This is a genomic window from Nocardia sp. NPDC004123 (assembly GCF_053603795.1).
Genome location: NZ_JBSGGG010000020.1, coordinates 133,614 through 158,225 on the forward strand (window position 1 = coordinate 133,614; position 24,612 = coordinate 158,225).

Here is a 24,612-nt window from a genome sequence, read left to right on the forward strand (position 1 = left end):
GATCAGAGTCCTTGGCTTTGCAGGGCTGCGATCAAATGTGATGGTGGGGAAGGCCTGTCGGAGTCGGTTCGCCGGTCCGTATCGCCGAGCTGAGCTGAGCGACCAGGGTGTTTGCGGTCAATGGAAGCTCATCGCGCTCAGCGTGCATCACCTGGCGAAGCTGAGGCCACTGCGGATGCTGGTGGCGCACAGTTAGGAATCGCGGAGCGAACAACCGAACCGGCTTGTTCGCTACTTCGTGCTGAAGCATCTTGACCAGCGCCGATTCTGCAAATTCCAGCTGCGGGCCGAGTCCGATGAGACCTGGATGATCCGGTCTGACGTTGACGATGATGCCCCGCGCTGAGTCGGCAAGCCCGGGCAGCATTGCCCGACTGATCCGAAGTGTGCCCAAAACCGTTGTCTGCCACACCCATTGCCAGTCGTTGGCCAGGACGGTGCCGGTGGGTGCGAGCCCACAATCTGTGCCGGCAGAATTGATCAGAACACTGGCGCGCCGACTGCGCTGGGCGAACTGCCGAACGGAGTCAGCGCAGGTGATGTCGAGCTCGATGACTGTTGCACCGATTTGCGCTGCCAGCGCACTACACCATGCCGTGCGCCGCGTCCCGAGGATGACGTCGAACCCCTGTTTTGCCAACGCGCGGGCAAGTTGTTCCCCTAGCCAAGAGCCGGATTCGGTCAGGGCCACTGTTGGCGATGTTTCCGAGTACCGCGTCATCAAGCACCTCCGGTCGGTCGAATGGGTACGGACGGAAACTGCGAATGCGTGAAGGTATGCCGATGCTGGTGCTCCTGTTGGCTGACCTCGAAGTTTGGCCCAGTGAAAGGGCATCGTCACCCCCTCGGCTTCATGTCGATCACGCAGAAATGCCACGCTGAACGCCACTTACTGTGATCGACCTCGGCCTGCGGAGCAACGTGTCCAGGGCGCAGTTGATCAATCTGCCCTTGGGCGTAGAGCGCGACCACGTCCATCGCGGAAATGTCGTTGTTACGCAGCGCGCAACAAGTGCCCTCACCTTGTAGCTCAGCGCGCAAGATCCTTGTGTTGGCAGTCACACATGATGGGCATCACAGCCAGCAGTTGCTCCGGTGGTGCCAGGCATGCCGACAATCCCGCCCGGCCGCCTACGCCTTCAGGACGTTGCTGTGCTCGTTCATCAACAGAGAGGTTCATCGAATAATGAGCAGGCGCGTTCTTATCAAGGGCGGTTACATCATCCCGACCGCCCCTGATAACAATGACATTCCCGACGGCGACATCCTCATCGACGGCGACGTGATCGTAGAAGTTGGCCACGCGATCAACGCGGAAGCCGACGAGGTCGTCGATGCCACCGGTCGGATAGTGATCCCGGGGCTGATCGATACCCACCGGCACGTCTGGGAGACTGTCCTGCGCAATATGCTGCCCGACGGCAACCTGATGGACTACTTTCAGCAGGTCCTGTGGCTCGGACAGCACTTTCAGCCCGATGACGTCTTCAACAGCAATTTGCTGGGCGTCACCAGCGCCTTGAACGGCGGCATCACAACGCTTCTGGACTGGTCGCACATCTCCAACACCCCCGAGCATTCCGACGCTGCGATCTCCGCCCTGCACGTGTCGGGCATGCGTGCCGTGTACGCCCACAGCGTCGGATTGGACCCACTACAGGACTGGCTCGGTGTCGACTGCGTCAACGGCCATCCCGAGGACATCCGGCGCATCGCGGATCAGTACCGCCCCAGTAACGACACGAGCCTGCTGACCGTCGCGGCGGCGATCCGTGGGCCCGAATTCTGCGATTACGAGACCTCCTGGAACGACGTGCGTCTGGCGCGTGAGCTGGGGCTGCGGATGACGATTCATGCTGGCTGCGGTGCGTTGGGTGCTCGCAACACTGTCGAGAACCTGAACGCGCAGAACCTGCTCGGCCCGGACATTACCTATGTGCATGCAAATACCTGCTCGAGCGAGGCCTTGCGCCTGATCGCCCAAAGTGGTGGCACGATTTCCTCGTCGCCGGCGGTGGAATCTGTCATGGGTCACGGCACCCCGGCCTTCGCCCGCTTCGAGTCTGTCGGCCTGCGGCCGAGCTTGAGTGTGGACGCTGAGGTTGGAGTATCCGGTGATCTCTTCGCTCAGATGCGTAGTGCCTATGAGCAGAGCCGCATGATGAGCCACGCCCTTGTGGCCGAGGGAGACCCCGCAACGATGCACACGACCCGAGATGTGTTGTCGTGGGCGACGATTGAAGGTGCGCGTGCCCTGGGACTGGAGCACGTCACTGGCTCGATCGAAGTCGGTAAGCAGGCGGATCTGGTGATCCTGAACCTCGACACCTTGGGCGCTGGGCCTGTCAACTCTCCGATCGGTGCAGTCGTGCTCAACGCTTCGGCGGCTGACGTCACCGATGTCTTCGTTGCCGGGCGAGCCCTCAAACGACATGGAGCCCTCGTCGGTGTCGATCTCGACGCCATCCTCGAGAACGGCCGCGCTAGCGCCGCGAAGGTGCACAAAGCCTCGACCGCCGCGGCTGTCAGCGCCTGAGCACCTTTCGCCCAACCGATTCTGCTCACCTCGAGCGCCAAAACATATCCGGAGAACACGACAATGACCGTTATTGCACCCGTCGACGAGATCACCTCGACAAAGGACGTCCTCGATCGCGTCCGATCCCTGATTCCGATGCTTCGAGCCAACGCCGCCGACGCTGAGGCGGCTCGACAGGTCCCCGACGCCAACATTGAAGCACTCGCCGCGGCCGGGGTGTACCGGTTGACGTTGCCGAAGTCGCGCGGTGGCTTCGAGGCATCGGTGGCAGTCCAGAACGAGATTCTGGCCGAGATCGCACGCGGATGTCCGTCCACCGGCTGGGTCTCGGGCCTGATCAACTCCGTCAACTGGATGCTCAGCCTCTTCCCGGACAAGGCGCAGGACGAGGTGTTCGCCACGCCGGGCGTCCGGGCAGCCGGTGTCTTCGCTCCGACCGGCAAAGGCAAGCGGCAGGACGGTGGTCTCGTCGTCAGCGGCCGCTGGGCGTTCAACACCGGCGCCGCGAACGCACACTGGGCGGGCCTGGCAGCTTTGATCGAGGAGGAAGACGGCACTGTGGTGCCCCAGTTCCTCCTGATTCCCTACAGTGACTTGGACTTCGACGACGACTGGAACGCATCGGGTCTTGCCGGCACTGGAAGCCGCACGACTGTTGCCCGGGATGTCTTCGTACCAGAACACCGTGTGCTATCGGTGCAGAACCTGGGCATGGGTATCTACCCCGGCAGCACGATCTCGGCTGAGAACCCCTACTTCCGGATGCCCGGGATCACGGTTTTTCTGGCCGCGTCGGCAGGTGCACCGGTCGGCATCGCTCGCGGCGCTCTGGATGTCTTCCTCGAACGGCTGCCGGGAAGGACCATCACATACACCGCCTACGCCAGCCAATCCGAGGCACCGATCACCCACCTGCAGTTGGCTGAGGCCAAGCTGAGGCTGTTCTCCGCCGAATCGCACGCCGCGCGGGCCGCTGCCATTATCGACGACAACGTGGGCGAGTCCCTGCAGATTGAAGACCGTGCCGCGATTCGCGGGCATCTCGGCCACACGACGAGGCTCGCGCGTGAGGTCGTGGAGCTGTTGTTCCAGGCCAGCGGCGCATCAGCGATTCAGTACGCGGTGCCGATCCAGCGCTATCACCGAGACATGCAGTCCCTCGCGCTGCATGCGCTGATGCAGCCGAACACGAACACCGAGCTGTATGGGCGGGTTCTGCTCGGTCTGAGCCCCAACACCAACGTGTTGTGATTCCGCCGCAAACGACATAGAAAGCAGACCTCCCATGTCTATCCTCGACAAGATCTACGACCGATGGAACGCCCACGACATCGATGGCGTTCTGGCCTTTTTCCACGATGACCTCGTCTATACGGACAAGACCATCAACGCCACCTTCAACGGGCGCGACGAACTGGCTGGGTTCATGGCCACGTCCTTCGAGTCGATGCCCGACCTGCGTTTCCAGCTCCTGCACAGCTTCGAAACCACGACCGACTGCGCTGGCGAAGCGCTGATGCTCGGGACCTTCGAGAAGGACCTCGCCGGAATCGCGGCCACAGGCAAGGAGTTCACGGTGAAGTACGGCATCGTCGGCCGAATCGTCGACGGGAAAGTGGCCGAGTTGAACGACTATTGGAACTTCTCGGAGTTCCTCGGCGAATAATTCAAGCAACGGTCCTGCGCAGCGCTGCGGGAAGGAGACACCGGTAATGACTGCCGTACGTGGAGACTGGGTTCGGAAGCTGAGACCAGAACCCGAATGGCACGTCGAGCCGGTGTGCTCTCCCGCAGTGCTCGCGCCCGCCATCGAACAAGTCGGCCCCGACGCTGTCGCGTGGGCCGTCCACCTCGGCTACGAGATCGCCGAACGGTGCGTCGAGATGTTCCCTGTCTTCGGCAAGGGTGCCGCGCAACTGGCAACAGTCCGATTGGGCACTGAATCCGCGGCGATCACAGCCATGCGGATGATCGACTGCGGCGACACCCTCACCCTGGCGATCACCGCAGAAACCGTGCGAGCCATTCAGGACTATGTGCACCGGGGGATTCCGCTGCCCGTGGTCTGGAAGGCCGTCCGGCAGGGCCACGCCTGGCTGGCCGACGCTTACATGCGCGCGTGCGTTGAAACCGTTCCCATCGACGAACAGCCTCCTCAGCTGCAGCGTTCCTCCGAAGCGTTGTTCGAGTTCGTCAATCACTTCATGGACGACATCAGCAGCGAATACAGTGCCGAGCATGAACGGTGGGTGATGACCACCGTCGCGGCCCGCGAGGACACCGTCAAATCGCTGCTGGCGGGAACCAACACAGATACCCCAGCAGCGGAATCGGTCCTCCACTATCACCTTGCGCACCGTGTTCATCTCGGGGTGGTGCTGTGGTTCGAACGACCTGCGGCGTCCGACGACTCCACCCTGCACAAAGTCGCCGCAAGCCTGCTGCAAGCGAGTGGCGCAGAACAGACACTGGTCCTGTCACGAGGGATGTCGGCACTCCACGCGTGGGGTAACAGCGTCCGGGAAATCGATCCAGGCAAGTTGCGCCAGCTACTCGACGACCACGATGGCATCCGATGCGCCGTCGGCTAACCGCGGCGCGGGGTCGAAGGATTCGTCCGGACCCACGCGGATGCGAGCGCTGCCTTCGATGTCGCCGAAGCGCTGCCGAACGTCTCCGACCCGGTCGTGGTGTTCGACGACGTACGGCTGATGTCATTACTGGTGCATGACATCGCTGAGGCACGTCGGTTCGTCGTGGACGAACTTGGTGAACTCGCAGCGGACACTGCGCACAATGCCGACCTGCGCAAGACCGCAGCGTCGTACTTGAGATTGAAGCGCAGCCCCATGGCGGTAGCCGGCGAAATGTACGTCGTCCGGAACACGGTGAGCTATCGCCTCAAGAAGGCCGAGGAGCTGCTCGGCCACAGCCTCGACGATCGGACGCTGGAAACCTGGGTGGCGCTAGTGCTGATGGAAGCCATGGGTGCCGACCAAGACGGCGAAGCGCCCGCTGTGAAGCGAATGCGTTAGTACGCCACGCGCGGACCACACCCAATTCGGCGCGCCCGCACCGTGATCAGCTCTCCGGTGTGACGGCGGTGCCTCGATAGTCTGCGGGCAGAGAAGATCCTGGCATGACGATCGGCTCCGCGCGCGATATGTCATCCACGGTGCGCTCGCGGCGGTGCCCGCCCGATTGGGCGCAGCGTACGAACAAGTGGGCTGGGGAACCAATTCGACCTCAACAGATTTGTCTCTCGAACCAAGAGCGCTGTGGTCGACCTCACAGAAGATGAATGAGTGGTGCGGGACAGCGCTGGACAAGAAATCCAGCTACGTCCCGAAAACAACGTTGTTGCAAACCGGAAGGTTGAAATCTCATGACTCAGGCAGAATCTCGCCCCGTTGACGATGTCATCGCCGACGTGCGCCCGGATTCGGAACTCACCCGTGACGAGGTGATTGCCCGGAACCTCGAAGCGGTGCAGGCGCATTTCCACAACGAGAATCCCGACGATGTCGACAAGGCGATTGCGCTCTACACCGACGACATCGTCTGGGAAGCTCCTTCGCGCGGGCAGGTCTACCTCACGGCGGATGACGTCAAGGAAAGCTACAAGGGGATCTTCAAGACCCTTGTCTATGACAAGACGATTTCGTTGCGGCGTTTCGCCACCGAGGAATTCGTGTTCGACGATCAGATCGCGCACGTCACCGTGACCGGTAACGAGATGCCGAACCTGCCGTACCCGCTCGGCACCAAGATGAGCGTTCGGTTGGTGCATTGTTTCCAGATGCGGGACGGCAAGATTGCTCGCGAAATCGCCTACGAAATGTGGCGTGAGATCGGTTCTGCCGAGGACCACGACTCGATTCCGGACGGTGCCAAGGTCGAAATCTTCGAAGACGGCCAGGTGGGCAAGCGCGGCCCGCAGTCCTGATCACGGAGACCCTATTCCCATCCAGGTTCAGAGAGAAACCATGTCGAGCATAATTCCGCATTGGATCAACGGTCGCCCCCATGTGGCTGAAGCCGAACAACAACTGCCGGTGGTCAACCCGGCGACGGGGCAAACCGTGGCAACGGTGGGCCTCGCAGACGGCGACACGATGAAACAGGCTCTGGCTGCGGCCAGTGCCGCTCATCCCGGGTGGTGGGACCTGCCGGCCGCCCGCCGCGCACAGGTCATGTACGACTTCCGTAACCTGGTGCGGGATCATCGCGACGAACTCGCCGCGATGATCACCGAGCAGCATGGCAAGACCCTCGACGATGCACTCGGAGAGGTTGCGCGGGGACTGGACTCCGTCGAACTGGCGTGCGGCGTACCGTCGCTCATCAAGGGCGAGATCACCGAACAAACCGGCCGCGGCATCGACACCTTCTCGATCCGTCACCCCCTGGGTGTGGCACTGGGCATCACTCCGTTCAACTTCCCGGTCATGATCCCCCTGATGATGGCCTCGATCGCGATCGCCGCGGGTAATACCTTCATCCTCAAGCCCAGCGAACAGGATCCTGGTCCGGCCATCCGACTTGCCGAACTGTTCAAACAGGCAGGCCTTCCCGATGGAGTCTTCAACGTCGTCCACGGTCAGCAGACCATCGTCGAAGCACTCATCGCAGCCCCCGAGGTCGCGGCCGTTTCATTCGTCGGTTCCACCGCTGTGGCCCACAGCATCTACCAGCGCGCCGCGGAAGCAGGCAAACGGGTGCAAGCGTTCGGCGGAGCCAAGAACCACTTGGTCGTCATGCCCGACGCACCCATTGACGTCGCGGCTGATGCCATTGCGTCGGCAGCTTTCGGTGCTGCGGGCCAGCGTTGCATGGCGATCTCGGTTGCCGTAGCCGTTGGCGGCGTCGGCGACGCGCTGGTCGACGCATTGGCGGAGCGTGCCCGCGCGGTCGTGATGGGCCCGGGGGACAACCCCTCATCCAACATCGGACCTGTGGTCTCCGCAGGTGCGCAGCAACGGATCCGAGGACTGGTCGCATCTGCTCGCGAATCGGGCGCGACCGTCGTTGTCGACCGAACGAACGAGCCAGTCGCGAACTTTCCCGACGGCTACTATGTCGGGCCGGCGCTCATCGACAACGTTGACCCGTCGACTGATATCTACCAGACCGAGGTCTTCGGGCCCGTGCTGGTGGTGGTCCGCGTCGACACACTCGAGGACGCACTGCGCTTGATCCAGGATCACCGCTACGGCAATGGAGCTGCGATCTTCACCGCCTCCGGAAGCGCGGCCCGCCAGTTCCAGCGCGAGGCATCGGCCGGCATGGTCGGAGTGAACGTGCCCATTCCGGTCCCCGTGGCGACCTACGCGGTCGCCGGTTGGAAGAGCTCGGTCTTCGGCGACACCGGCCTGAACAACGAATCCTGGCGCTTCTACACACAACTGAAGTTCGTCACGACCCGCTGGGACGAAGCGGTCGCCGGCATCGAATTCGGCTTCCGGCCGAACTAGGAGCAGCGCACACCATGCCCCCCAGAACCACCATCCACTCTGGTCGAAGGAGTACGACATGCGTCTGATCGGATATCAACGTGACGGCGTCCGGTTCATCGGATCGCTCGACGGCGACAAAGTGACGTCGCTGGGTACCATGACGGAGTTCTATCGCGATCCGCGTGCGGCGTTGAAGACCTCGTCGAGCACTACTCCTCTCGAATTCAGTGCGCTCGAACAAGTGCCGGCCGTACCTGAGACCGCGCGAATCTTCTGCGTCGGCATCAACTATCTGTCCCACGCGGATGAATCCAAATCCGTTGCGGGGCTCGACCTGCCGAAGTTCCCGATGATCTTCGGGCGCTGGGCGTCCGCACTCGTCACTGACGATGCACCAGTGCCTGTGCCGCCCACCGAGCGTGGCCTGGACTGGGAAGTCGAACTGGCCGCCGTGATCGCGGAGCCGGTCTGGGCGGCACAAGAAGACACTGCGCTGCGCCACGTGTTGGGCTACACCGCGTTCAACGACCTCAGCGCCCGCCGCAAACAAATCGAGACACCGCAGTTCACTCTCGGTAAGAACGCCGACCGCTCCGGCCCGATAGGCCCGGTGATCGTGACACCAGACGAGCTGGCAGATCCAACGCACTTACGGGTACGGACCCGCGTGAACGGTGAAACCGTTCAAGACGGCAACACCAAGGACCTGATCCACTCGGTAGCCAAGATCATCGCCTACATCACCGACACCATGACCCTCCAGCCCGGGGATGTTATCGCCACTGGAACGCCTGGGGGCGTCGGGGTTGGCATGAATCCCCCGAGGTTCCTCACGCCTGGCGATGTCGTCGAGGTCGAAGTAGAAGGCATCGGCATTCTCCACAATCCGATCGTCGACCGCGCGGAACTGGAAATCTGACTCGTCGCCCGAGGTGCAGTGGGTCAGTGCCGCGATCGGCTGCTGGCCCACGGCAAATCCACGCCAACATAACCTTTTTCACATTGGAAAGCGAAAGACGTATGGCCACGGCCTCCGAAATCCGCACTGTCAGCACGCCGAAACGCCAAGCCGAGCTGCTCTACCACGATCTGCTGTCGACCGAGGAGACGTTGCGGGTGCGCGCACAAGCCCGCAGCTTCGCCGACAAGGTGGTTGCGCCCGTGGCAGCTCGGATCGCTGCCGGCGACGAGGTCGTCGATGGTTTCCCCCACGACGTGTTCGGGTCGATGGCCCAGTCGTCGTTGTTCGAGATTCCGTTTCCGAGCGACGTGGGCGGTACCGGCCTGGAGCGTCCCGCCTCAGCGACCGCCGCAGTCGTCGAAGAACTCGCCTACCATTCCAACAGCGTCGCAGCCATTTTCGACGTGCATTGCATCCTGGCGGGCAACGCACTCAACCAAGGAAGTCCGGAACAGCGGCGCCGCTGGCTGATTCCCCTCATCAATGGGGAAATCGTTGCCGCCTTTGCGACCAGCGAGCCCGGCGCTTCCAGCGACTTGAGCCCAGAAGCGGTGCAGACCGTCGCCACCAAGACCGTCAACGGATGGGTGCTGAATGGGCGCAAACGATGGATCACCAACTCACCGGTCGCCAACGTCATCGTCGTCCTGGCTAGGACCGACCAACGGCTGTCGCTGTTCATCGTGCCGACCTCATCCAAAGGCGTGACCATCGGTCGGCCTGATCGCAAAATGGGCAACAAGGGCCAGTTGACGGCCGATGTCATTCTCGACGACGTCGCGCTTGACGAGGACGCTGTGCTCGGGCCGGTCGGCGGTGGGTTGAAAATAGCCCTTTCCACTCTTACTTATGGCCGAATCGGTATTGCGGCCGCAGGTGTCGGCATGGCGCAGGCTGCGTTCGACCACATGACAGATCGGCTCGCTACCCGAGATGCGTTCGGCCGCAAGCTCGGTGCCATGCAGCACTGGCAATTCAAAATGGCCGATTACGCACTTGCGCTCGAAACTGCGCGGACGCTGTACGCCAAGGCGGCTATGCGGCTCGATACCGGCATCGCCTTCCCTGAACCAGAGGCCGCGATGGCGAAGCTGGCCGGGACCGAGCTGTCGGTGACCATCGCTCGCGATGCTGTGCAGGTGTTCGGCGGACTGGGTTTCACCCGCGAACTCGGCGCCGATGCTTCGGCTGGCCCTGTCGAGGCGATCTACCGCGACAGCAAGATCGGCGAAATCTACGAGGGCGCCAATGAGATCCAGAAATGGATCATTGCCCGTCAGCTGCTCGGCCGTGACATTACCGGCTGAGGCATGCATAAGTCAGTGTGTGAAGGAGAACCCTATGACCGCCGTGGATACCGTCAAGGACGCGTTCAGAGAAGTCATGGCAAGTGTCGCCACGCCCGTTTCGGTCGTCACCGTCCTCTGCGATGACCAGCCGTATGGCACAACCGTCAGCGCGTTCGCATCACTCTCGATGGACCCGCCCATGATCTTGGTATCGCTCGACCGCGGGTCCGAAACGCTTGCTCTGCTCCACAGAACCGGTCGCTTCGGTCTGAATGTACTGGGAGTCGAGCAAGCGTCGACCGCGCTGTGCTTCGCCAAGAAGGGTGGCGCCGAGAAATTCCGCGATGTCGGGTGGGAGATCGATCACGAGCTGCCAAGGATCGATGCGGCACCCGGCTGGGTTGCGTGTACGGTCGCTCAGTTGGTCGACGGCGGCGATCACGTGATCGCGCTTGGGCTCGTCGATGCGGCGGATCTTACGAGCGGGAAGCCACTGGTCTATCACGGGCGAACGTTCGGAACCCACCACCCCAGCTGATGAAGCGCTCGGTGTATCGGAGGGTGGGAGGTCGGCGAATGAATTGCGACCGGTCATCACCCGCCTTGCACCGAGTCCAGTCGCCCGCACCAGCGTTGTGCCGGAAGCCCAAGAGTTGGGCGCCGTCGTGCGCACATGCTGGGTTACGTGAGCTTGAAGTTCCCGAGCATCAGAACACTCTCTTTCACAGAAAGCCCGAAACATGGATACAGGTCTACTTCTAATTCGTGTGCTGCTCGGGGTCGTCATGTTCACACATGGCACACAGAAGGCACTTGGCTGGTTCAATGGCCCAGGGCCGGAGGCTGCTGCGGCGTTATTCGAAAAGCTCGGGCAACGGCCAGGCAAGGTGACGGTCTGGATCGCTGTGACGTGTGAACTAATCTCGGCATTGCTTATGGGGCTCGGACTATTGTCGCCGCTTGGCGCCGCAATTAGCGCCAGCACCATGATCGCTGCAGGATTCTCGCTCAATCACCTGTCGGGAAATTTCTGGAACGCCGCCGGAGGCGGCGAATACCCAATCGTTCTCGCCATCGCCGCATTGGCACTCGGGTTCACCGGCCCTGGTCGCTATAGTGTCGATTTTTTGCTGCCATTGCCCTGGGCAATCAGTGGTACGGCGCAGACGCTCACCGGCTTCGCAGTGATATCTTTCGCCTTTTCCGCCGCGGCGGTTCCTATCGCTTCGCTGCGGCGCAGCCGCGCTGACGTCGTTGCCGGGAGCTAGCCTCGATCTTTCGCGGGGCCTTCGGCCCGGCGTGATCGGTTTCGGATTGGCTTCCGGCGGCTGACGAGTGGCCTGTGGGCAACACAGAGTAGCCCGGTCAGCGGGTGCCGCCGGGTTCCACGAGCCCGGAGGAGAGTCCTTTCGATCGTTGTCGGGACGGGTTTGTCGCTGGTCAGCCTGGTTGCAGGCGGTGCAGGGCGGTGATCAGCAGGCCGGTGTGGCGAGCGTGACGAGACAGGCGCAGGTGAGTGCGTCGAGCGTGTCGCGCGATGCGGGCTGGTAGTGAGAACAGTTGCAGGCGTAGGGTTTTCGGTTCCCATCGGCGGGCCCGGTGGTCGTGCAGGGCGATGGTCTGGCACCAGGCGATCAGGTCCAGGGCCAGCGCGACGATGGCCAGCCAGATCCGGTTGGCGTCGAAGGAACGGAACGGCAGGTTACGCAGCCCGGTGTCCTTGGCCGCGCGGATGCGGTCCTCGCAGCGGGCGCGGCGGCGGTGCCGTAACTCCAGGTCCGGCAGCTGGCCGCGGCGGGTGTTGGTGACGAACGCGGTCAACCGCAGCCCGTCGACGTCGGTGAACCGCAACTGCGCGCCCGGGTGCGGGCGCTCTTTCCGCACGATCAGCCGCATCCCGTCGGGCCAGCCGGAAAGCTCTGCCAGGCCGGTGATTTCGGCGACCCATGCTCCCTCGCGGACTTGCCCGTCTGTGCCGTAAGCGGGGGTCCACACATGTTTCGGGATGGCGTTGACCGCCTCGACCAGGGCGTCGGTGAGAGTGAAACCCAGCGAGTATTGGACTCGACGGGCATGGCAGTAGGCGAGGAATTCGTGGGTGCCGCCGCCGGCATCGGTGCGCACCAGGACTTTGCGCCCGACGCGGTAGCCGGGCCGCAACGGTAGCTGCTCCAGGGCGGCGGCGAGGACCTGTTTGTGGTCGACGGCGGTATTGGCACCGGCGTTGCCCGGTCGCAGCAGTTGCGCGAGGGGTTCGCCGGTGCCGTCCGCGCCGTGGTCGGCGAAGGCCAGCAGCGGGTGAAACCCGAAGCCGCGCTTGAATGTTGGGCTGGCGTATTCCTTGTCCGAGTGGGCGTCCACCAGTGTCGCGTCCAGGTCGATGACCAGCGGATCAGCGGCGGTGATCCCGTGATCGGGTGCCCGCTCACCCGCCGCGCCAGGCCGCTGCCCGTGCGGTGGCGCGGGCAGAAGCGATGGCAGCCAACGCTTTACGTGCGTCACCAGCCAGGGCGGCGATCAGTCGTGACACTGTCGGGTCCGACGCCACCGCCCCGAACACGTCCGGCTCGCACCGCAGCATCGCGATATCGGCGGCGCAGTCGCCGCCGATCGCGACCGCCACCGCCAGGTCCAGCAGGATCTTTCCCGGATCGTGTACGGCGAACCGCTTGCGCCACGGTCCCATGACCTGCGACAACGCCCGATCCAACCCGGCCACGCCCGCGGTCTGCAGCAGGGCCACCGCCCCGGCGTGGGCCACCACCCCCGACCCGTGCCCGTCAACTTTCAGCGACGGGTACCACCACGTAGACTGCCTCACCAGAAAGGTGCTCCTGCTACTTCGATATTCAGCCCTCAGCAAGCCGAATTATCGCAGTTCAGAGCACCTTTCGCCATTTCAAAGCCACCGACGGCCCCATCAGGCGTGATTGGGCGAGGCTAGTACCTCATCCGGAAAGGTTGACACGGTGATGCCTGAGGATCACGACCGGCCATGACCGCCAAAGGATGGTTCCCTCCCGAAGATGATGTCCACGTGCGAATCTGGCTGGCCGGCATGGTCTTCGACTACATGGCCGCCGCGCCGGCAGTGCGCAACTTGATCGACGATTGGAGGCAACAGCATTGGTGCACAGTCGAATTGATACGCGACACCATTGACGACTGTCGGTTGCTGCCGCGCCTGCCGTGTGAACGACTGTTCCTCGGGCCGTGACCAGCAGCGCCGAGACGACAGCGGGTCAGGTTGATCAGCGAGCTGTGCTCGGGCTGTTCCGTCGCGTGCGGCTCTGCAGTGTAGTGCCGAGGGTTCCACTTATTGAACCAACTTTTCATGACATGACATTTGGGGCTGTGTCAGCGCACAGGGCCGCGACGCCAGCGCACCGATGGCGAGCCTGGAGCAGAGAGGCACCAGTATGAAGACTGCCCAGTCGTACTTAGTCGGCAGTGGCATGCTGATCGAGCTCAACGATGGCGAATTGCGTCAGCAAGCCGAAGCGCGACTGAACAAGGCGATGTCAGCATTGGCGGGCGGTCGGTCGATTCTGTTGTGTGACAACAGTATTCAACCGAGTCGCGGAGAGTTGGTGCATGCCGCTGTTTGCGCCAGTGTATCGTCGACGGCATTCGCGATCCGGCACACAGGCGGATTTCTGCATGTTGCGCTCCCCTCCGACCGCTGTGATCAATTGAATCTCTGCTCACAGGTCGGGGCTGTTCCAAACGGTCTAGGCCAATGCGTCACCGTCGACGCGAAAGACGGGATCGGGACTGGGATCTCGGCAATCGACCGAGCAAAGACACTGCGCCTTTTGGCATCGTTCGATGCCACTGCAGATTCGTTCACGCGCCCAGGGCATGTCGTTCCGCTACGTGCGGATCTGGATGTCCCGGCGTCGCAATATGGGTATCCGGAGGCGGCACTGCGGCTCGTACAGGATGCTGGCTTGCCAGCGGCCGCCGCAATGGCGACAGTAGAGGGCATCGCGGACCCAACGAAGCTCGCTGCGGGTGATGAACTCCTGGCATTCGCCGAACTCCACGGCCTGCCCGTAGTCAGCGTTCAGGATCTCAAACTCGTGCACACCGCTGTTACGACCACGAGTCTGCAGGTGCAACTTGGGGATAGAACCGGAGCAGGCCGACTAATATTCGTCGGTGAAGGCTCCGACCGGTTCATTTGCTTAGTTGTCGGTGCAGTCGAGGGTCTCCATGATGTTCCCTTGCGAATCGTCGCAGCGCATCGAGCGCTTGACTACCAGACGGCTGTTGACACCAAGCCGCAAATACTGGTCGCAGCCCTCGGTGATTCTTCCGCGGGAATTCTAGACCAGCGGGTCCGCCTGGGCGCTGCGGTAAATCAAGCCGGCAGTACGATTCGTCGAGTGCTTGCCGACCTCGGAATTCTCTCAGTGCGGCTATCCGTCCAGCGGACCGATGGACTACCACCGCGCACGGATATGCCCTAACCACAGCCACACGTCATTCTTAGAGATGATCTGGCCAGCGCGGGCGCGTTTGGGCGCTGAGCGCAAACGCCAACCTCAACTAGTGGCCGAGCACGCGAGAACTGCCGTCTCAAGTGATCGCATGATGACGAGACAGACATTAGCAACGAGACTGGCGAAGGGAGTTGGCGCCATGACTACCGCGACCGGTGCGTTCTTTAGCTGGACGGCCCGCAAGATCGCTCTCCCGGACCTGCGCGCCATCCGAAATAACAAGGCGCGAAAGCAATTCGACGAACTCGCCCGGTACCTGCACCTCGATGTCAGAATCGCTACAGGCCGACGTGAATGCCGTCTCCTTTCCTGCGGGGAACCGCATGACGAGGACGTTGAATACACCGCTCTGCTTATTGGTGACACGTACGGCTCGCGGGACGTGCCGATTCGGATCGTCGACAGCGAGATTCTTCTGCTAGCTGCTGCACGCAGCGAACTTCGGAACGAAGTTCTCCTCAGCGTGACACGCTTCGGGAGGCCTCATTCGATGACGAACTCAGAGCTCGCCACTCAGCTATTTAATGGCGGTCCGATCGCCAATCTCCTAGCACTCGCCGATATCGCCTCCGTGGTTGTCGACGACTGCGGTGAAACAATCCGCGCTGCATAGTCGAAGTGGTGTCCCGCCAATATATTTGGATAGTCTCGAGTGCTGGTATTGACCACTTTTGAGAAGGGCGACATGATTATTCCAACCACATACTCGCACCTGGCGATACCAACCGCTCTCCGGCGGGCGTCTAGGCGGCGGTACGATGCGATGATTGCGGCAGATATAGATGCGCTATCCACCATTCTAGCGCCAGAGCTGATCTATACTCACACCAACGGTGATATGGACAGCAAGGAATCCTATTTAGAAAAGGTTCGCAGTCGATACTTCGACTACCACTCTATCGCGCACGCTGACGACAAGATCGTGAGACTTGGGGGAGCCTTCCTCCTCTATGGGCGAATGCGTGCGAACGCTTCCCTCGATGGCAAAGACATCATGATCAACAACGTCATACTGACCGCCTGGGCGCATACGGACATCGGCTGGCAGATGTTCGCTCATCAGCCTACGCCGCTCCAACCGGTGCGCGGTTTGATGCTCCGCCCTTTTGGCCGCGAATGCGAAGCGATGTAGCCGATATGGCGTCGAGTTCATAAAGGGTGCCAGCTAAGGAACTGCGAGGAACCATGGAGTTCACAGCCTACTATTCGTACTACGGTCGGCCTTTATTTATCGAGCGTCGCACTGATGGCACATTGATGGGCTATCGCCTTGTGCCTGGGACCGGGGAGTTCGAGCGCACTCACGATAGGGTGGTCGATGACGTTCAGCTGGCCGGCGACGATGCACAAGTGCTCCGACTGGATCGCGACACATTCATTGAGGACACCGAGCGTACGCGGTCTGAATCCGTTCACGGAACCGGCCCGATATTCGAGATCTGTGCGATTGTAGACGAGATCAGAAGGACGGCGATCTGGGAGAAGCGTCAACCTACGCGCGACGAAAGTAGGATGATACGCACTCTTTATCGGCAAACATTTTCATGGTGGGAAGAGTGCGAAGTCGCAAGACAACATCACACGGATCTTTCCCGAACTGTTCATCCATGAGTACTGGTAAGCCTTACTGCGCACAGCGTCGGTCGGGTTCCGCCGACATCGACGAGTCGTCGTGGCTGGTGCCAAGAGCGCAACGGCGACACGAAACTTTGGTCTCCGAGCGCAAGCGCGAAGATTTATGAATGTTAGAACCTGTCTAGGTGGTTGCAACTGGAGTTCGAGAATGTTAGTCTCAAATACCTATTTAACACACTAGCTCTGATTCCCGGATCCTGCTGCGACTTGTTTCACGATGTACGCCCATCAACCCGATCGATGGGCGTGGCTCGTTGCTGCCACACGACATCTCCGAAGTGGGGAAGCGGCGACAAACCTGGATCTCACGCCACATTTCCCGCGCATTGTGTGGCGTGTTGTGTCCTTGCCGTCAACTACCCGGACGGTGAGGGCACATTCCAAAGCCCGCGCCATTCTCAGTCGTCGTTGGCGCGGCGTGCCGCTACCGCTGGCTTGGCTACCCCCTGCGGTAGCGGCACTTGGAGACGCGCCGCGCTGCAGGCTGCGTGGCGCCGCGAAGTGCCGTCATCGACCGGCAAACCGTTTCGATGGCGGCACCTCGTGCGCAATTCCCAATTCGCTGCAATTCGGGCCTGATGGGATCTCGGACTGGTGAGGTCGCGTATTCGCCGATCGCCGGGTGCGGTCGAATCTTGGAACCATTCAGGCGACCGTTCGGACATGCAGCCGACGAACGACCCAGGTCGGCATCCGGAGCCGGGGCTTGGTGTGATGAGTCGCATCCGATGCCAGAATGTCCGGATCGGATGGGACTGCGGGGAAGAACTACTGGCGGCTGGCCTAATCCGTGCACGGATGGGCCAGGGCGGATCACACTCCCAGCGGCGACCTTGCCGCCGAATCCGGCTGGTGGACGACAAATTCGCCGCGTCGAGCCGGGTCAAAGCCTTCGGACCACCCCCCGATGCACGCTGCCGTCGCGGAGTGAGGATTTATGTGAGCAGTTTGCTGAATGTAGTCTCCGAACCTTTACTCACACTAAGCGGACCATGGTCCGATCCCATTCCTGGGAAGAACCGCGAGAGGCCTGTGATCTACAGCACATCCATGCCGGACGGCATGATGCCCGAACGTCCGCTGCTCGGCGTCGATCCGCCCCTGCTCGTCAATACCGAACGCGCGGACGCGGCGCGCAACCGCCGGCTACTGCTCGACGCGGCACAACAATTGGTGCGTGAACGAGGCGTGGACAGCCTGACGATGGACGCGCTGGCCAAGCGGGCCGGTGTCGGCAAGGGCACCGTCTTCCGCCGGTTCGGCAGCAGGTCTGGATTGCTGCGCGCGCTCTTGGATCACGCTGAGCGAAAGTTCCAGGAAGAGTTCACGTTCGGACCGCCGCCACTGGGGCCGGGCGCGGCGCCGGTGGATCGGCTCATCGCCTTCGGCCGGGCCCGGCTACTCGATATCGAGGTCGCGGGCGAACTGCACCGCGCCGCGGAAATCGGCGAGGGGAACCAACGCTATACCGGCCCGCCCTACGGCCTGCTCCGCGCACATGTGATGATGCTGCTGCGGGCGGCGTGGGTGGACGGCGATGTGGTGCTGATCGCCGATGGGCTGCTGGGGCTGCTCGGCGCCGCGCTGGTGATGCACCAAATGCATGTGCTCGGCTACGACCGCTGTCGGATCGGCGACAACTGGGAGGCATTCGTTCAACGGGTCGCCATCCCGTCGCGCCCAGTAGAGCGCGTCATAGAGAATCTGTGTGAGTAGATCATCGCCGAGTTGGAGCGGTAGAGCGGGATGATTGTGGTGTCTGCGGTGTTGCGCAACCGCGGGCCGCATCAAAGTGGTGAGCAGTTCGGCGACTGTGAAGGGACTCATTGTAAATGTGGTCGGGTCACATGTGGTTGTCTGGGGACTGCCGCGGTTTGGCTGATTCCTGATCTGTGAGGACTTCGTCCTCGCTGGAAGACATCTCACGTTGTTAAATGTCAAGTGGCGGTGCCTGGTTGGAGTGGGAATGGCAGGTGCTCGTTGTAGTACTGCCTGGTCTGGAGGCAGTGGTGGAGTTGGCCGAGAAATTTGTTGAACAGGTGGCGTTGGGCCTGGTGGTTCCAGTCCCCGGTGGCGTGGCGCGCGTCGAAGTGTCGGCGGGCGCCGGGTGAAGACCGTAGCGAGCCCAGCGCCCAGACCGATCCGGCCGCGGCGAGTCTGTTGTTCTTGATATGCCGGTGCAGCACAACGGTTTTCTTGCCACTGGCGCGCGTTATTGGTGCGGACCCGGCGTATGCCTCGAGGCCTCGCGCGTCGGGAAAAGGGTCCGGTCGTACCCGATCTCGGCGAGCACCCGGGCGCCGGCCAGGTTCCCGAGGCCGGGAGAGCTGGTGATGATCTGGGCGTCCGGGTGTCGCTCGAAATGGCTGGTCACAGCCTGGGCAAGGTCGTCGGCTGCGGCGCAGGCGGCGTCGAATTGACGTAGCAGCGCGGTGAGTTGCAGGCCCATCGCTTCCTCGACCTGTGCGGGTTGGCGCAGCTGCGACGTGGCGAAGACTTCGCGGAGCCGGTCGATGTCGCGATCGATGTAGCGTTGGCGGCCGGCCTTGACCAGCAGGCGTCGCAGCTGGCTTCGGGTCAGCCGCGCAGCCTGAGCCGGGGTCGGCGCGGCTCTGAGCACGGCGCGAGCGTCGGGCCGGGTCAGCCCGCCGTCGAGGTCGGCGAACACCGACAGCGCGGCGGGGTAGTAGTCCTTGAGCAGGTCACGGATCTGGTTGCCGACCTGCTGGCGTGCACAGACGGTGTCTTGCTGGGCACGAGCCAACACTCGAATGGCCTTGGCCAACTCGGTGTCGGCGGGCAGTCGCCGGTGCGCGGCGGCGTCAGTGCGCAAGATGTCGGCCAACAGCACCGCATCGGCGGCGTCGGATTTGGCGCCCGACACCGCGTGCCGCGCCCGGTAGCGGGAGGCCGCCAACGGGTTGATCGGGTAGATCGCCCGCCCGCTCTCCCGCAGCGCCGCGACCCATAATCCGTGCTCGGTCTCGATCGCGACCGGGATCAAGTTCTCGGCCGTGTCGCCGGCCTCGGCCAGTAGGGTCAACAGCTCGGCGAAGCCGATTGCGTCGTTGGGCACCCGGCGCCGCGCGATCACTCGCCCGTCTTCGTCGAGGACTGCGACATCGTGATGCGCTGCAGCCCAGTCTATTCCGCAGTAAGGCATGTAATCATCGCTGCTTTGCTCGCTCAATCCGTCCCGAATCCGGGTGGGGTCACGCAGCGCCCTCATCGCAGGACTCGAGGTCCGTCATCTCACTGGCTGTCCATGGCTCCAGCGCACCGCAGGACCTCGTTCTGTCAGAGAGCTCGAAGCTCGGGAAAGCCATCGAGAGGTGACCTCTGCGGGTGGGCTCGAGCAACGGAATCCCACCACCACACACCAAGACCCACCGTCAGGCGCGCCGATCTTCCAGTAGACCTCGAACGCCAGGATGTTCCGGGCATCACCCAACGGCGGATCTCAGAGCTGCGAACCCCGGATCAAGCGACCCAAAATCCGTCCCTACCAACCGATTAGGATGTGCACCGGCCGAAGCCGTGTTCGGAGGAGTTTCGCCGCGATGTCGTCGCGGTCGCTCGTAAGGTGAAAGCGTCGATCAAGCAGGTGGCCAAGGATTTCGGGATCTCCGAAGCCCTGCCTGCACAACTGGTTCAAGCAAGCCGGCATCGACGACGGTAGCAATCCCGGCCTGACTCGGGAAGAATCAGCGGAGCTACGTGAGCTGCGCAAACGCACCATGCAACTGGAGCAGGAGAACGAGATCCTGCGCCGTGCCGCGGCGTTCTTCGCCCGCGAGCTGCCCCAAAAGAATGAGGTTCCCGCTGGTCCTCGACCTGGCCGCGAACGGGTTTCCTGTCGCGGTGACCTGCCGGGTTCGCGGCTTCACGCCGCGGGCGTTCTACAAATGGCGGCAAAACCCTGTGTCCCAACATGATTGGGATGATGCGCACCTGATCGAGGCAGCCCGCGACATCCACGGCGACGACCCTGCGTTCGGATATCGGTTCATCGCCGAAGCGGACTCAGCAGACGCTCGGGCCCACCTGTCCACGACGACCTCGTCACTCGCGAGTTCACCGCTGCGGCACCAAATCGGATGTGGCTGACCGATATTGAGCGTCACGAGGCATTCCTGAACCCTGCGGTGTGGAAGGAAATCGCCGCCGGGTCGGTCGCGGCCGGCCGGTTGACTCTGAGGACAGTCTGCACCGTGGGATGACGGCGTGGGCGGGAAGCAGTCTTGACAACGACGAGGCGGGCCAGCACTGCCAGATTAGGTCAGCAGGCACACGCGAGCGACTCCATCTCCGCACAAAGCGGTGCGCATTCCTCGCGCTGGCTCACGCGACGAACTGATTCCAGTACCAGCCGCCTTGCTGGATGACTGCGGTGAAGGTAAGCGTGCGGGTGTACTCGACTGTGGCCACAGCGAACGTCAGCGCGGCTTGAACTTGCTGGCGGTCAAGGGATCCGGCGACTGCACGCAACTCGAGGCTCTTGGGGGGTGCGGGTTGATCGCCTGATAACGGCTCAACCCGAACCGGTGACAAACCCGCCCTCGAAATGAGCGATTCCGAAGTCCACCAGCGTCGGCTCGTTTCTCGCATGAAAGCGATCTATCAGGCGCTCTATGTCGCAGGCCGGGGGCTCACTCGTCATGCGACGGCATGCTTGCGGACCGGGCGGACACTGCGGATCCCGAGAGCTCGCCACCCGCGGGCGCGGCAAGAAGTTCGTCAGCGCCGAGGTGGTCATCGACCAGTGTCCCGCCGAGGCCGAAGACCCGACCGCCGCCGGGCATTGGGAATCTCAACGGTGTTGTCAAGCAGCGGATTTGGTAGTCATGGGCGGTTTTCGGTGTAGCAGCGTTGGTCGCGCACCAGCGCCCAGGGAACATCGACGCGTCGGCGCCGATCTGGTGTGCTGCAATGCCGGAGTCGACGAAGGCGAGTTTGGGCGGAGCGACGAAGCACTGCGGTGGAGGCATCTCCAGAGATGCCGACTATTTATATTTGCCAACCGTGCTCACCGGTGTGCCCGCCGAGGCGGAGATGGCCCGCACCGAGAACGGGCTGGCCGCCTACCTGTACACCAGGGATATCGCCCGTGTCGTGTGCGTCTGCGAGGCGCTGGAGTTCGGCATGGTCGGTGTCAATCGAGGAGTCGTCTCCGAGCCTGCCATACAGCTCGGCGGCATGAAGGAATCCGGATTCGGACGGGAAGGCAGTGTCGAAGGACTCGACGAGTACCTCGAGACGAAATACCTGGTCCTCGCGATCTGAACGGAGCCGCACCCTGACCACCGCGATCGTTCGCGTCGTGCACCTATGGCTACCGGTGCGTGTGCTCGCGCGCTGCCGGCACAAGCCTGCCGCACCCGCACGCTGCGCAGTGGCGACGACCCCGAAACGCTCCGGGGTCGCCTCGAACGAGGAGGAACGCTGACGCCGTAGTACGAACCCGTCACGTCGGCGCACCCAAGCGTTGAAATCGGCGAACTCGGGGATCGCGCAGGCGATCGAGTTTCGGATACGGTCGTAGTCGTGGGCGAATTCGCTCCACCGAACGGGATGCGCTGGGCCGAACATCGCCTCGGCGAGACCACAGACGATGGATACCTCGCTGCGGATGTGTTCACTCGGCGGTGTCAACCCACCCCGCGACGCGTGTACCACCGACATCGAATTCTCACGGTGACCGAATTGCCTGCCTCCACCACGGATGTCTTCTATCGGTGCGTCCCAGTGACGGCAGGATCAGTGCCGTGCGTCCGGTCACGATATGCAATCGGTTGAGTTTCGTGGATACCTGCACGGTGAGTTCGCAGGCGCAGCGCGGCTTCGCTCAGCCCGCCGTCGTTCTGGCTGATTCGGGTGCGGGACGTGGCTTGTTCTGCAATATTTGAACAATCGTTTGTTATGAGTCTGGAGTTGTCGATGGCTTCGCTTCGCCAGTCTTGGCCGCAGCCCGGCTTGATCGCATTGTCAGCGACGTTGGGTCGGTTCGCGGTGCTCGACGACCCGCTGATGACTGCGCGGGTATTCGTGGCAGTAGCGGAAGGCGCGCGCAGTGCGGGCATCGTGGGCGATGTCACCTGGCCGGGTGCTTCCGTCGTCGATGCGGTGCGTGCGGGTTTGCGCGCCGGCATGGAGAGCCCCTCCGACGGACATCGGCGCGCCGACTATTTCGCGGCATTGACGACAATCACCGAGATCGATGCGCATGTCGAGCGGCAGAGCCTCCTGCAGCGGTTGCTGATGTTGCAGCGAGTGGAGGAGGCACTGGGCCGGCTCGGCGGTGCGGTGACATCATCGGAGCTGATCGCGGCGGCTCCGCGCGAGTTCGTTCGAAGCTGTGGTCTCACCGGCGCGGTGATGGCGCGGGTGGAGAAAGGGCGGTGGTACGCGGAATCGGTCTGGTTCCCGGCGGGGCCGGACCATGACGAGTTTGATGCCCCGCCCGACGGCGGTTCGTTGCCGCGATCGGGTGACGTGCCGCCGCAAGTGCTCCGTGAGCGAAAGACGGTGCAGGTCCGGGTGCATGGCGGGGGATGGCTCGACGGCGTGGAACTTGTCGCGCCGATCTGTTCCGATGACCGGGTCGCCGGCGTGCTGCTGGCTGCCGGTGCCGACGATTGCTTCGCCCGGACCGGACATGGGCGCACCGTCTGTGATGCGTTCGTCCGAGGGCTGGGTCTGCTCATGGAAAAGGTGGCGACCGGCGCGCGGCTGCGTGAGCAGCGTGAGCGGGTCGTTCGTGTGCTCCAGCAGATGGACGACGACCTGTCCGGGGGACTTCCGGAACCAGGACTGGAGCGCTATGGGCGGCGAACGGGTGCTTCGGACGGTCGCCGCGCACCGGTTGTTCGGGCGGTGGTGGCGGGTTCGCCGCCGTTGAGTGCCAGAGAGCGCGATGTGGCCGAGCTGCTCGTTGCGGGGCTGACGAATCGGCAGATCGCCGAGGAGCTGTATATCGGCGTGGAGACGGTCAAATCCCATGTCCAAGCGGTCATTCGGAAGTTGCGTGCGTGCGGTCGGGCTGACGCTGTCTCTCGCTACCTGAAGGCCGGTAGGTCGTGAGTGCCGGGTCTGAGTCGACGAGTGCGCCGGGAGATATCGGCGCGGCTGTCGGTGGCTGGCGCGAGGATGCGGAGTTGTGGTGCGAGTTCGAAGAGATCACGGGCTGCATCGCGTTCGGTTGCGGTTCCTCGCTGCCCGCATTGGCGGCGGCGATTCACCGCTGGCTGGTCGACCACGATGGTGCGCCTACAGCCGGGGCTGTGGCGGAATTGGGATGGCGAGTTCAGCAGGCAGTAGCGATTCGGGCGCGCAGCGTCGCCGAGTCCGAACACCGGCGTCTGGATGGATGTGAGCGCGGCCTGACGAGGCTCCGGAGACTAACGACGACAGCGGAGTTGATCGACGGGGTCTGTGACACGCTGTCTCACTCGTCGGGCTTCGGGCGCGTGATGTTGGCGCGGGTGCAGGACATGCGGTGGTGGCCGTGGAAAGCCAATGCAGGGGTGCTACGGCAGCGCTGGTCCGCGGAATGGCTGAATGCGTCGATCTCTTTGGATGCTGCCAGCGTGGAACGTCGTCTGCTGCAGTGCTGTACACCTGAACTCGTCAGCGATACGACTGTTCCCGGGATCGCGGGAATCGTGCGTGCGGCGGGAGTGCATTCCTATGTCGTCGCGCCGATCGTATCCGGTGGTCGGGTGATCGGGTTCCTGCATGCCGACCACGGGGCCGAGGGGCGCTCCTGCGATCTGGTCGATCGCAGCATGATGTGGGTCTTCGCCGAGGAGTTCGCCAGGATCTACGAGCGCAATGTGCTGCTCGAGCAGCTGGGAGCTCGACGGGCCCGCCTCGAGGCCGCGGTCGCGGATCTGGAGCGGGGACTGGACGAAGTGCTCGCTCGTCCGTTGTTCGGCGAGTACGGCCTCGGATGGCCGGGTCCGGCGGGACCGGGGGTGCGCGGTGGCGCGCACGCAGACGAGCGGGTGGCGCGGCTGACCGCGCGCGAGCGGGAAGTGCTCGAACTCGTGGCCGATGGTGCACGCAACAGCGAGATCGCCGAGTCGCTGGGCATCGCGGCGGTGACGGTCAAAACGCATGTCACGAGGATCCTGGTGAAGCTGGGGGTGGAGAACCGTGCTCAGGCCATCGCGCTTCGCGTGGGGGCCGGTCCGGTACGAAAGCAGGGGTGAGTCGTGCGCTCCGTTCT

At 62.8% G+C, this 24,612-nt stretch carries 23 protein-coding genes and 4 pseudogenes; 21 read left to right on the plus strand and 6 right to left on the minus strand.

Annotated features, from left to right (window positions below; genetic code table 11):
• Positions 1–31: 31 nt before the first annotated feature.
• On the minus strand, positions 32–691 hold the full coding sequence (locus ACWEQQ_RS28415) for an SDR family oxidoreductase (RefSeq protein WP_452350397.1): 660 nt from the start codon (positions 689–691) through the stop codon (positions 32–34).
• A 146-nt stretch (positions 692–837) separates the two neighbouring features.
• Entirely contained in the window at positions 838–978 is a 141-nt protein-coding gene (locus tag ACWEQQ_RS28420; protein ID WP_452350398.1) for a hypothetical protein, read from the minus strand.
• Between the two features lie 208 nt (positions 979–1,186).
• On the opposite strand from ACWEQQ_RS28420, the gene ACWEQQ_RS28425 reads away from it, so the two are divergent.
• From ACWEQQ_RS28425 to ACWEQQ_RS28475, 11 genes are all read left to right on the plus strand, one after another.
• Positions 1,187–2,536, plus strand: a complete 1,350-nt coding sequence (locus ACWEQQ_RS28425; RefSeq protein ID WP_452350399.1) for an amidohydrolase family protein — start codon at positions 1,187–1,189, stop codon at positions 2,534–2,536.
• A 63-nt stretch (positions 2,537–2,599) separates the two neighbouring features.
• Positions 2,600–3,790, plus strand: coding sequence for an acyl-CoA dehydrogenase family protein (locus ACWEQQ_RS28430; protein WP_452350400.1), 1,191 nt, complete (start codon positions 2,600–2,602; stop codon positions 3,788–3,790).
• A 34-nt stretch (positions 3,791–3,824) separates the two neighbouring features.
• A complete protein-coding gene (locus ACWEQQ_RS28435) occupies positions 3,825–4,205 on the plus strand; it encodes a nuclear transport factor 2 family protein (RefSeq protein WP_452350401.1) in 381 nt (126 codons plus the stop codon).
• A 46-nt stretch (positions 4,206–4,251) separates the two neighbouring features.
• Positions 4,252–5,130, plus strand: a complete 879-nt coding sequence (locus tag ACWEQQ_RS28440; protein ID WP_452350402.1) for a hypothetical protein — start codon at positions 4,252–4,254, stop codon at positions 5,128–5,130.
• Between the two features lie 96 nt (positions 5,131–5,226).
• Entirely contained in the window at positions 5,227–5,574 is a 348-nt protein-coding gene (locus tag ACWEQQ_RS28445; protein WP_452350403.1) for a helix-turn-helix domain-containing protein, read from the plus strand.
• A 350-nt stretch (positions 5,575–5,924) separates the two neighbouring features.
• Positions 5,925–6,485 carry a nuclear transport factor 2 family protein gene (locus ACWEQQ_RS28450; RefSeq protein WP_452350404.1) on the plus strand — a complete coding sequence of 187 codons (561 nt, stop codon included), beginning with the start codon at positions 5,925–5,927 and terminating at the stop codon, positions 6,483–6,485.
• A gap of 40 nt (positions 6,486–6,525) precedes the next feature.
• Positions 6,526–8,013: a CoA-acylating methylmalonate-semialdehyde dehydrogenase gene (locus ACWEQQ_RS28455; protein WP_452350405.1), complete on the plus strand. Its 1,488-nt coding sequence runs from the start codon at positions 6,526–6,528 to the stop codon at positions 8,011–8,013.
• A 58-nt stretch (positions 8,014–8,071) separates the two neighbouring features.
• Complete coding sequence (locus ACWEQQ_RS28460; protein WP_452350406.1) at positions 8,072–8,914, plus strand: fumarylacetoacetate hydrolase family protein; 843 nt, start codon at positions 8,072–8,074, stop codon at positions 8,912–8,914.
• 101 nt (positions 8,915–9,015) lie between these two features.
• Positions 9,016–10,263, plus strand: a complete 1,248-nt coding sequence (locus ACWEQQ_RS28465) for an acyl-CoA dehydrogenase family protein (RefSeq protein ID WP_452350407.1) — start codon at positions 9,016–9,018, stop codon at positions 10,261–10,263.
• A gap of 34 nt (positions 10,264–10,297) precedes the next feature.
• Positions 10,298–10,783, plus strand: coding sequence for a flavin reductase family protein (locus tag ACWEQQ_RS28470; RefSeq protein WP_452350408.1), 486 nt, complete (start codon positions 10,298–10,300; stop codon positions 10,781–10,783).
• Between the two features lie 202 nt (positions 10,784–10,985).
• Positions 10,986–11,513, plus strand: coding sequence for a DoxX family protein (locus tag ACWEQQ_RS28475; protein ID WP_452350409.1), 528 nt, complete (start codon positions 10,986–10,988; stop codon positions 11,511–11,513).
• 172 nt (positions 11,514–11,685) lie between these two features.
• On the opposite strand, the pseudogene ACWEQQ_RS28480 reads toward ACWEQQ_RS28475, so the two are convergent.
• Positions 11,686–13,066: pseudogene (locus ACWEQQ_RS28480) on the minus strand (IS1380 family transposase).
• Positions 13,067–13,240: 174 nt separating this feature from the next.
• Here ACWEQQ_RS28480 and ACWEQQ_RS28485 point away from each other — a divergent pair.
• From ACWEQQ_RS28485 to ACWEQQ_RS28510, 6 genes are all read left to right on the plus strand, one after another.
• Entirely contained in the window at positions 13,241–13,462 is a 222-nt protein-coding gene (locus ACWEQQ_RS28485; RefSeq protein ID WP_452350410.1) for a hypothetical protein, read from the plus strand.
• Between the two features lie 202 nt (positions 13,463–13,664).
• The gene (locus ACWEQQ_RS28490) at positions 13,665–14,717 is read left to right on the plus strand and encodes a 3,4-dihydroxy-2-butanone-4-phosphate synthase (RefSeq protein ID WP_452350411.1); all 1,053 of its coding nucleotides are present in this window, start codon (positions 13,665–13,667) and stop codon (positions 14,715–14,717) included.
• Positions 14,718–14,889: 172 nt separating this feature from the next.
• A complete protein-coding gene (locus ACWEQQ_RS28495; RefSeq protein ID WP_452350412.1) occupies positions 14,890–15,363 on the plus strand; it encodes a hypothetical protein in 474 nt (157 codons plus the stop codon).
• Between the two features lie 39 nt (positions 15,364–15,402).
• Entirely contained in the window at positions 15,403–15,882 is a 480-nt protein-coding gene (locus ACWEQQ_RS28500; protein WP_452350413.1) for a nuclear transport factor 2 family protein, read from the plus strand.
• A gap of 53 nt (positions 15,883–15,935) precedes the next feature.
• Positions 15,936–16,361, plus strand: a complete 426-nt coding sequence (locus ACWEQQ_RS28505; protein WP_452350414.1) for a hypothetical protein — start codon at positions 15,936–15,938, stop codon at positions 16,359–16,361.
• 1,089 nt (positions 16,362–17,450) lie between these two features.
• Positions 17,451–18,101: a TetR/AcrR family transcriptional regulator gene (locus tag ACWEQQ_RS28510; protein ID WP_452350452.1), complete on the plus strand. Its 651-nt coding sequence runs from the start codon at positions 17,451–17,453 to the stop codon at positions 18,099–18,101.
• Positions 18,102–18,322: 221 nt separating this feature from the next.
• Here ACWEQQ_RS28510 and ACWEQQ_RS28515 read toward each other — a convergent pair.
• Positions 18,323–19,548: pseudogene (locus ACWEQQ_RS28515) on the minus strand (IS110 family transposase).
• Between the two features lie 357 nt (positions 19,549–19,905).
• On the opposite strand from ACWEQQ_RS28515, the pseudogene ACWEQQ_RS28520 reads away from it, so the two are divergent.
• Positions 19,906–20,509 (plus strand): annotated as a pseudogene (locus ACWEQQ_RS28520) (transposase); the annotation flags it as partial.
• A 217-nt stretch (positions 20,510–20,726) separates the two neighbouring features.
• On the opposite strand, the gene ACWEQQ_RS28525 reads toward ACWEQQ_RS28520, so the two are convergent.
• On the minus strand, positions 20,727–20,873 hold the full coding sequence (locus tag ACWEQQ_RS28525) for a hypothetical protein (protein WP_452350415.1): 147 nt from the start codon (positions 20,871–20,873) through the stop codon (positions 20,727–20,729).
• Positions 20,874–21,407: 534 nt separating this feature from the next.
• On the opposite strand from ACWEQQ_RS28525, the gene ACWEQQ_RS28530 reads away from it, so the two are divergent.
• Positions 21,408–21,668 (plus strand): aldehyde dehydrogenase family protein, encoded by a 261-nt coding sequence (locus ACWEQQ_RS28530; protein WP_452350416.1) that lies wholly within the window; start codon positions 21,408–21,410, stop codon positions 21,666–21,668.
• A gap of 168 nt (positions 21,669–21,836) precedes the next feature.
• Here ACWEQQ_RS28530 and ACWEQQ_RS28535 read toward each other — a convergent pair.
• Positions 21,837–22,234 (minus strand): annotated as a pseudogene (locus tag ACWEQQ_RS28535) (hypothetical protein); the annotation flags it as partial.
• Positions 22,235–22,304: 70 nt separating this feature from the next.
• On the opposite strand from ACWEQQ_RS28535, the gene ACWEQQ_RS28540 reads away from it, so the two are divergent.
• Both ACWEQQ_RS28540 and ACWEQQ_RS28545 read left to right on the plus strand, forming a co-directional pair.
• The gene (locus ACWEQQ_RS28540; protein WP_452350417.1) at positions 22,305–23,465 is read left to right on the plus strand and encodes a response regulator transcription factor; all 1,161 of its coding nucleotides are present in this window, start codon (positions 22,305–22,307) and stop codon (positions 23,463–23,465) included.
• Positions 23,462–24,595: a helix-turn-helix transcriptional regulator gene (locus tag ACWEQQ_RS28545; protein WP_452350418.1), complete on the plus strand. Its 1,134-nt coding sequence runs from the start codon at positions 23,462–23,464 to the stop codon at positions 24,593–24,595. The genes ACWEQQ_RS28540 and ACWEQQ_RS28545 overlap by 4 nt, the downstream gene beginning before the upstream one ends.
• Positions 24,596–24,612 lie beyond the last annotated feature (17 nt).

Coding starts and splice junctions, on each gene's coding strand:
- ACWEQQ_RS28465 (WP_452350407.1), top strand. CDS start 9,016: ATGGCCACGGCCTCCGAAATCCGCACTGTCAGCACGCCGAAACGCCAA.
- ACWEQQ_RS28470 (WP_452350408.1), top strand. CDS start 10,298: ATGACCGCCGTGGATACCGTCAAGGACGCGTTCAGAGAAGTCATGGCA.
- ACWEQQ_RS28420 (WP_452350398.1), bottom strand. CDS start 978: ATGGACGTGGTCGCGCTCTACGCCCAAGGGCAGATTGATCAACTGCGC.
- ACWEQQ_RS28505 (WP_452350414.1), top strand. CDS start 15,936: ATGGAGTTCACAGCCTACTATTCGTACTACGGTCGGCCTTTATTTATC.
- ACWEQQ_RS28430 (WP_452350400.1), top strand. CDS start 2,600: ATGACCGTTATTGCACCCGTCGACGAGATCACCTCGACAAAGGACGTC.
- ACWEQQ_RS28460 (WP_452350406.1), top strand. CDS start 8,072: ATGCGTCTGATCGGATATCAACGTGACGGCGTCCGGTTCATCGGATCG.
- ACWEQQ_RS28450 (WP_452350404.1), top strand. CDS start 5,925: ATGACTCAGGCAGAATCTCGCCCCGTTGACGATGTCATCGCCGACGTG.
- ACWEQQ_RS28455 (WP_452350405.1), top strand. CDS start 6,526: ATGTCGAGCATAATTCCGCATTGGATCAACGGTCGCCCCCATGTGGCT.
- ACWEQQ_RS28490 (WP_452350411.1), top strand. CDS start 13,665: ATGAAGACTGCCCAGTCGTACTTAGTCGGCAGTGGCATGCTGATCGAG.
- ACWEQQ_RS28540 (WP_452350417.1), top strand. CDS start 22,305: ATGAGTCTGGAGTTGTCGATGGCTTCGCTTCGCCAGTCTTGGCCGCAG.
- ACWEQQ_RS28440 (WP_452350402.1), top strand. CDS start 4,252: ATGACTGCCGTACGTGGAGACTGGGTTCGGAAGCTGAGACCAGAACCC.
- ACWEQQ_RS28485 (WP_452350410.1), top strand. CDS start 13,241: ATGACCGCCAAAGGATGGTTCCCTCCCGAAGATGATGTCCACGTGCGA.
- ACWEQQ_RS28510 (WP_452350452.1), top strand. CDS start 17,451: ATGCCCGAACGTCCGCTGCTCGGCGTCGATCCGCCCCTGCTCGTCAAT.
- ACWEQQ_RS28435 (WP_452350401.1), top strand. CDS start 3,825: ATGTCTATCCTCGACAAGATCTACGACCGATGGAACGCCCACGACATC.
- ACWEQQ_RS28475 (WP_452350409.1), top strand. CDS start 10,986: ATGGATACAGGTCTACTTCTAATTCGTGTGCTGCTCGGGGTCGTCATG.
- ACWEQQ_RS28425 (WP_452350399.1), top strand. CDS start 1,187: ATGAGCAGGCGCGTTCTTATCAAGGGCGGTTACATCATCCCGACCGCC.
- ACWEQQ_RS28495 (WP_452350412.1), top strand. CDS start 14,890: ATGACTACCGCGACCGGTGCGTTCTTTAGCTGGACGGCCCGCAAGATC.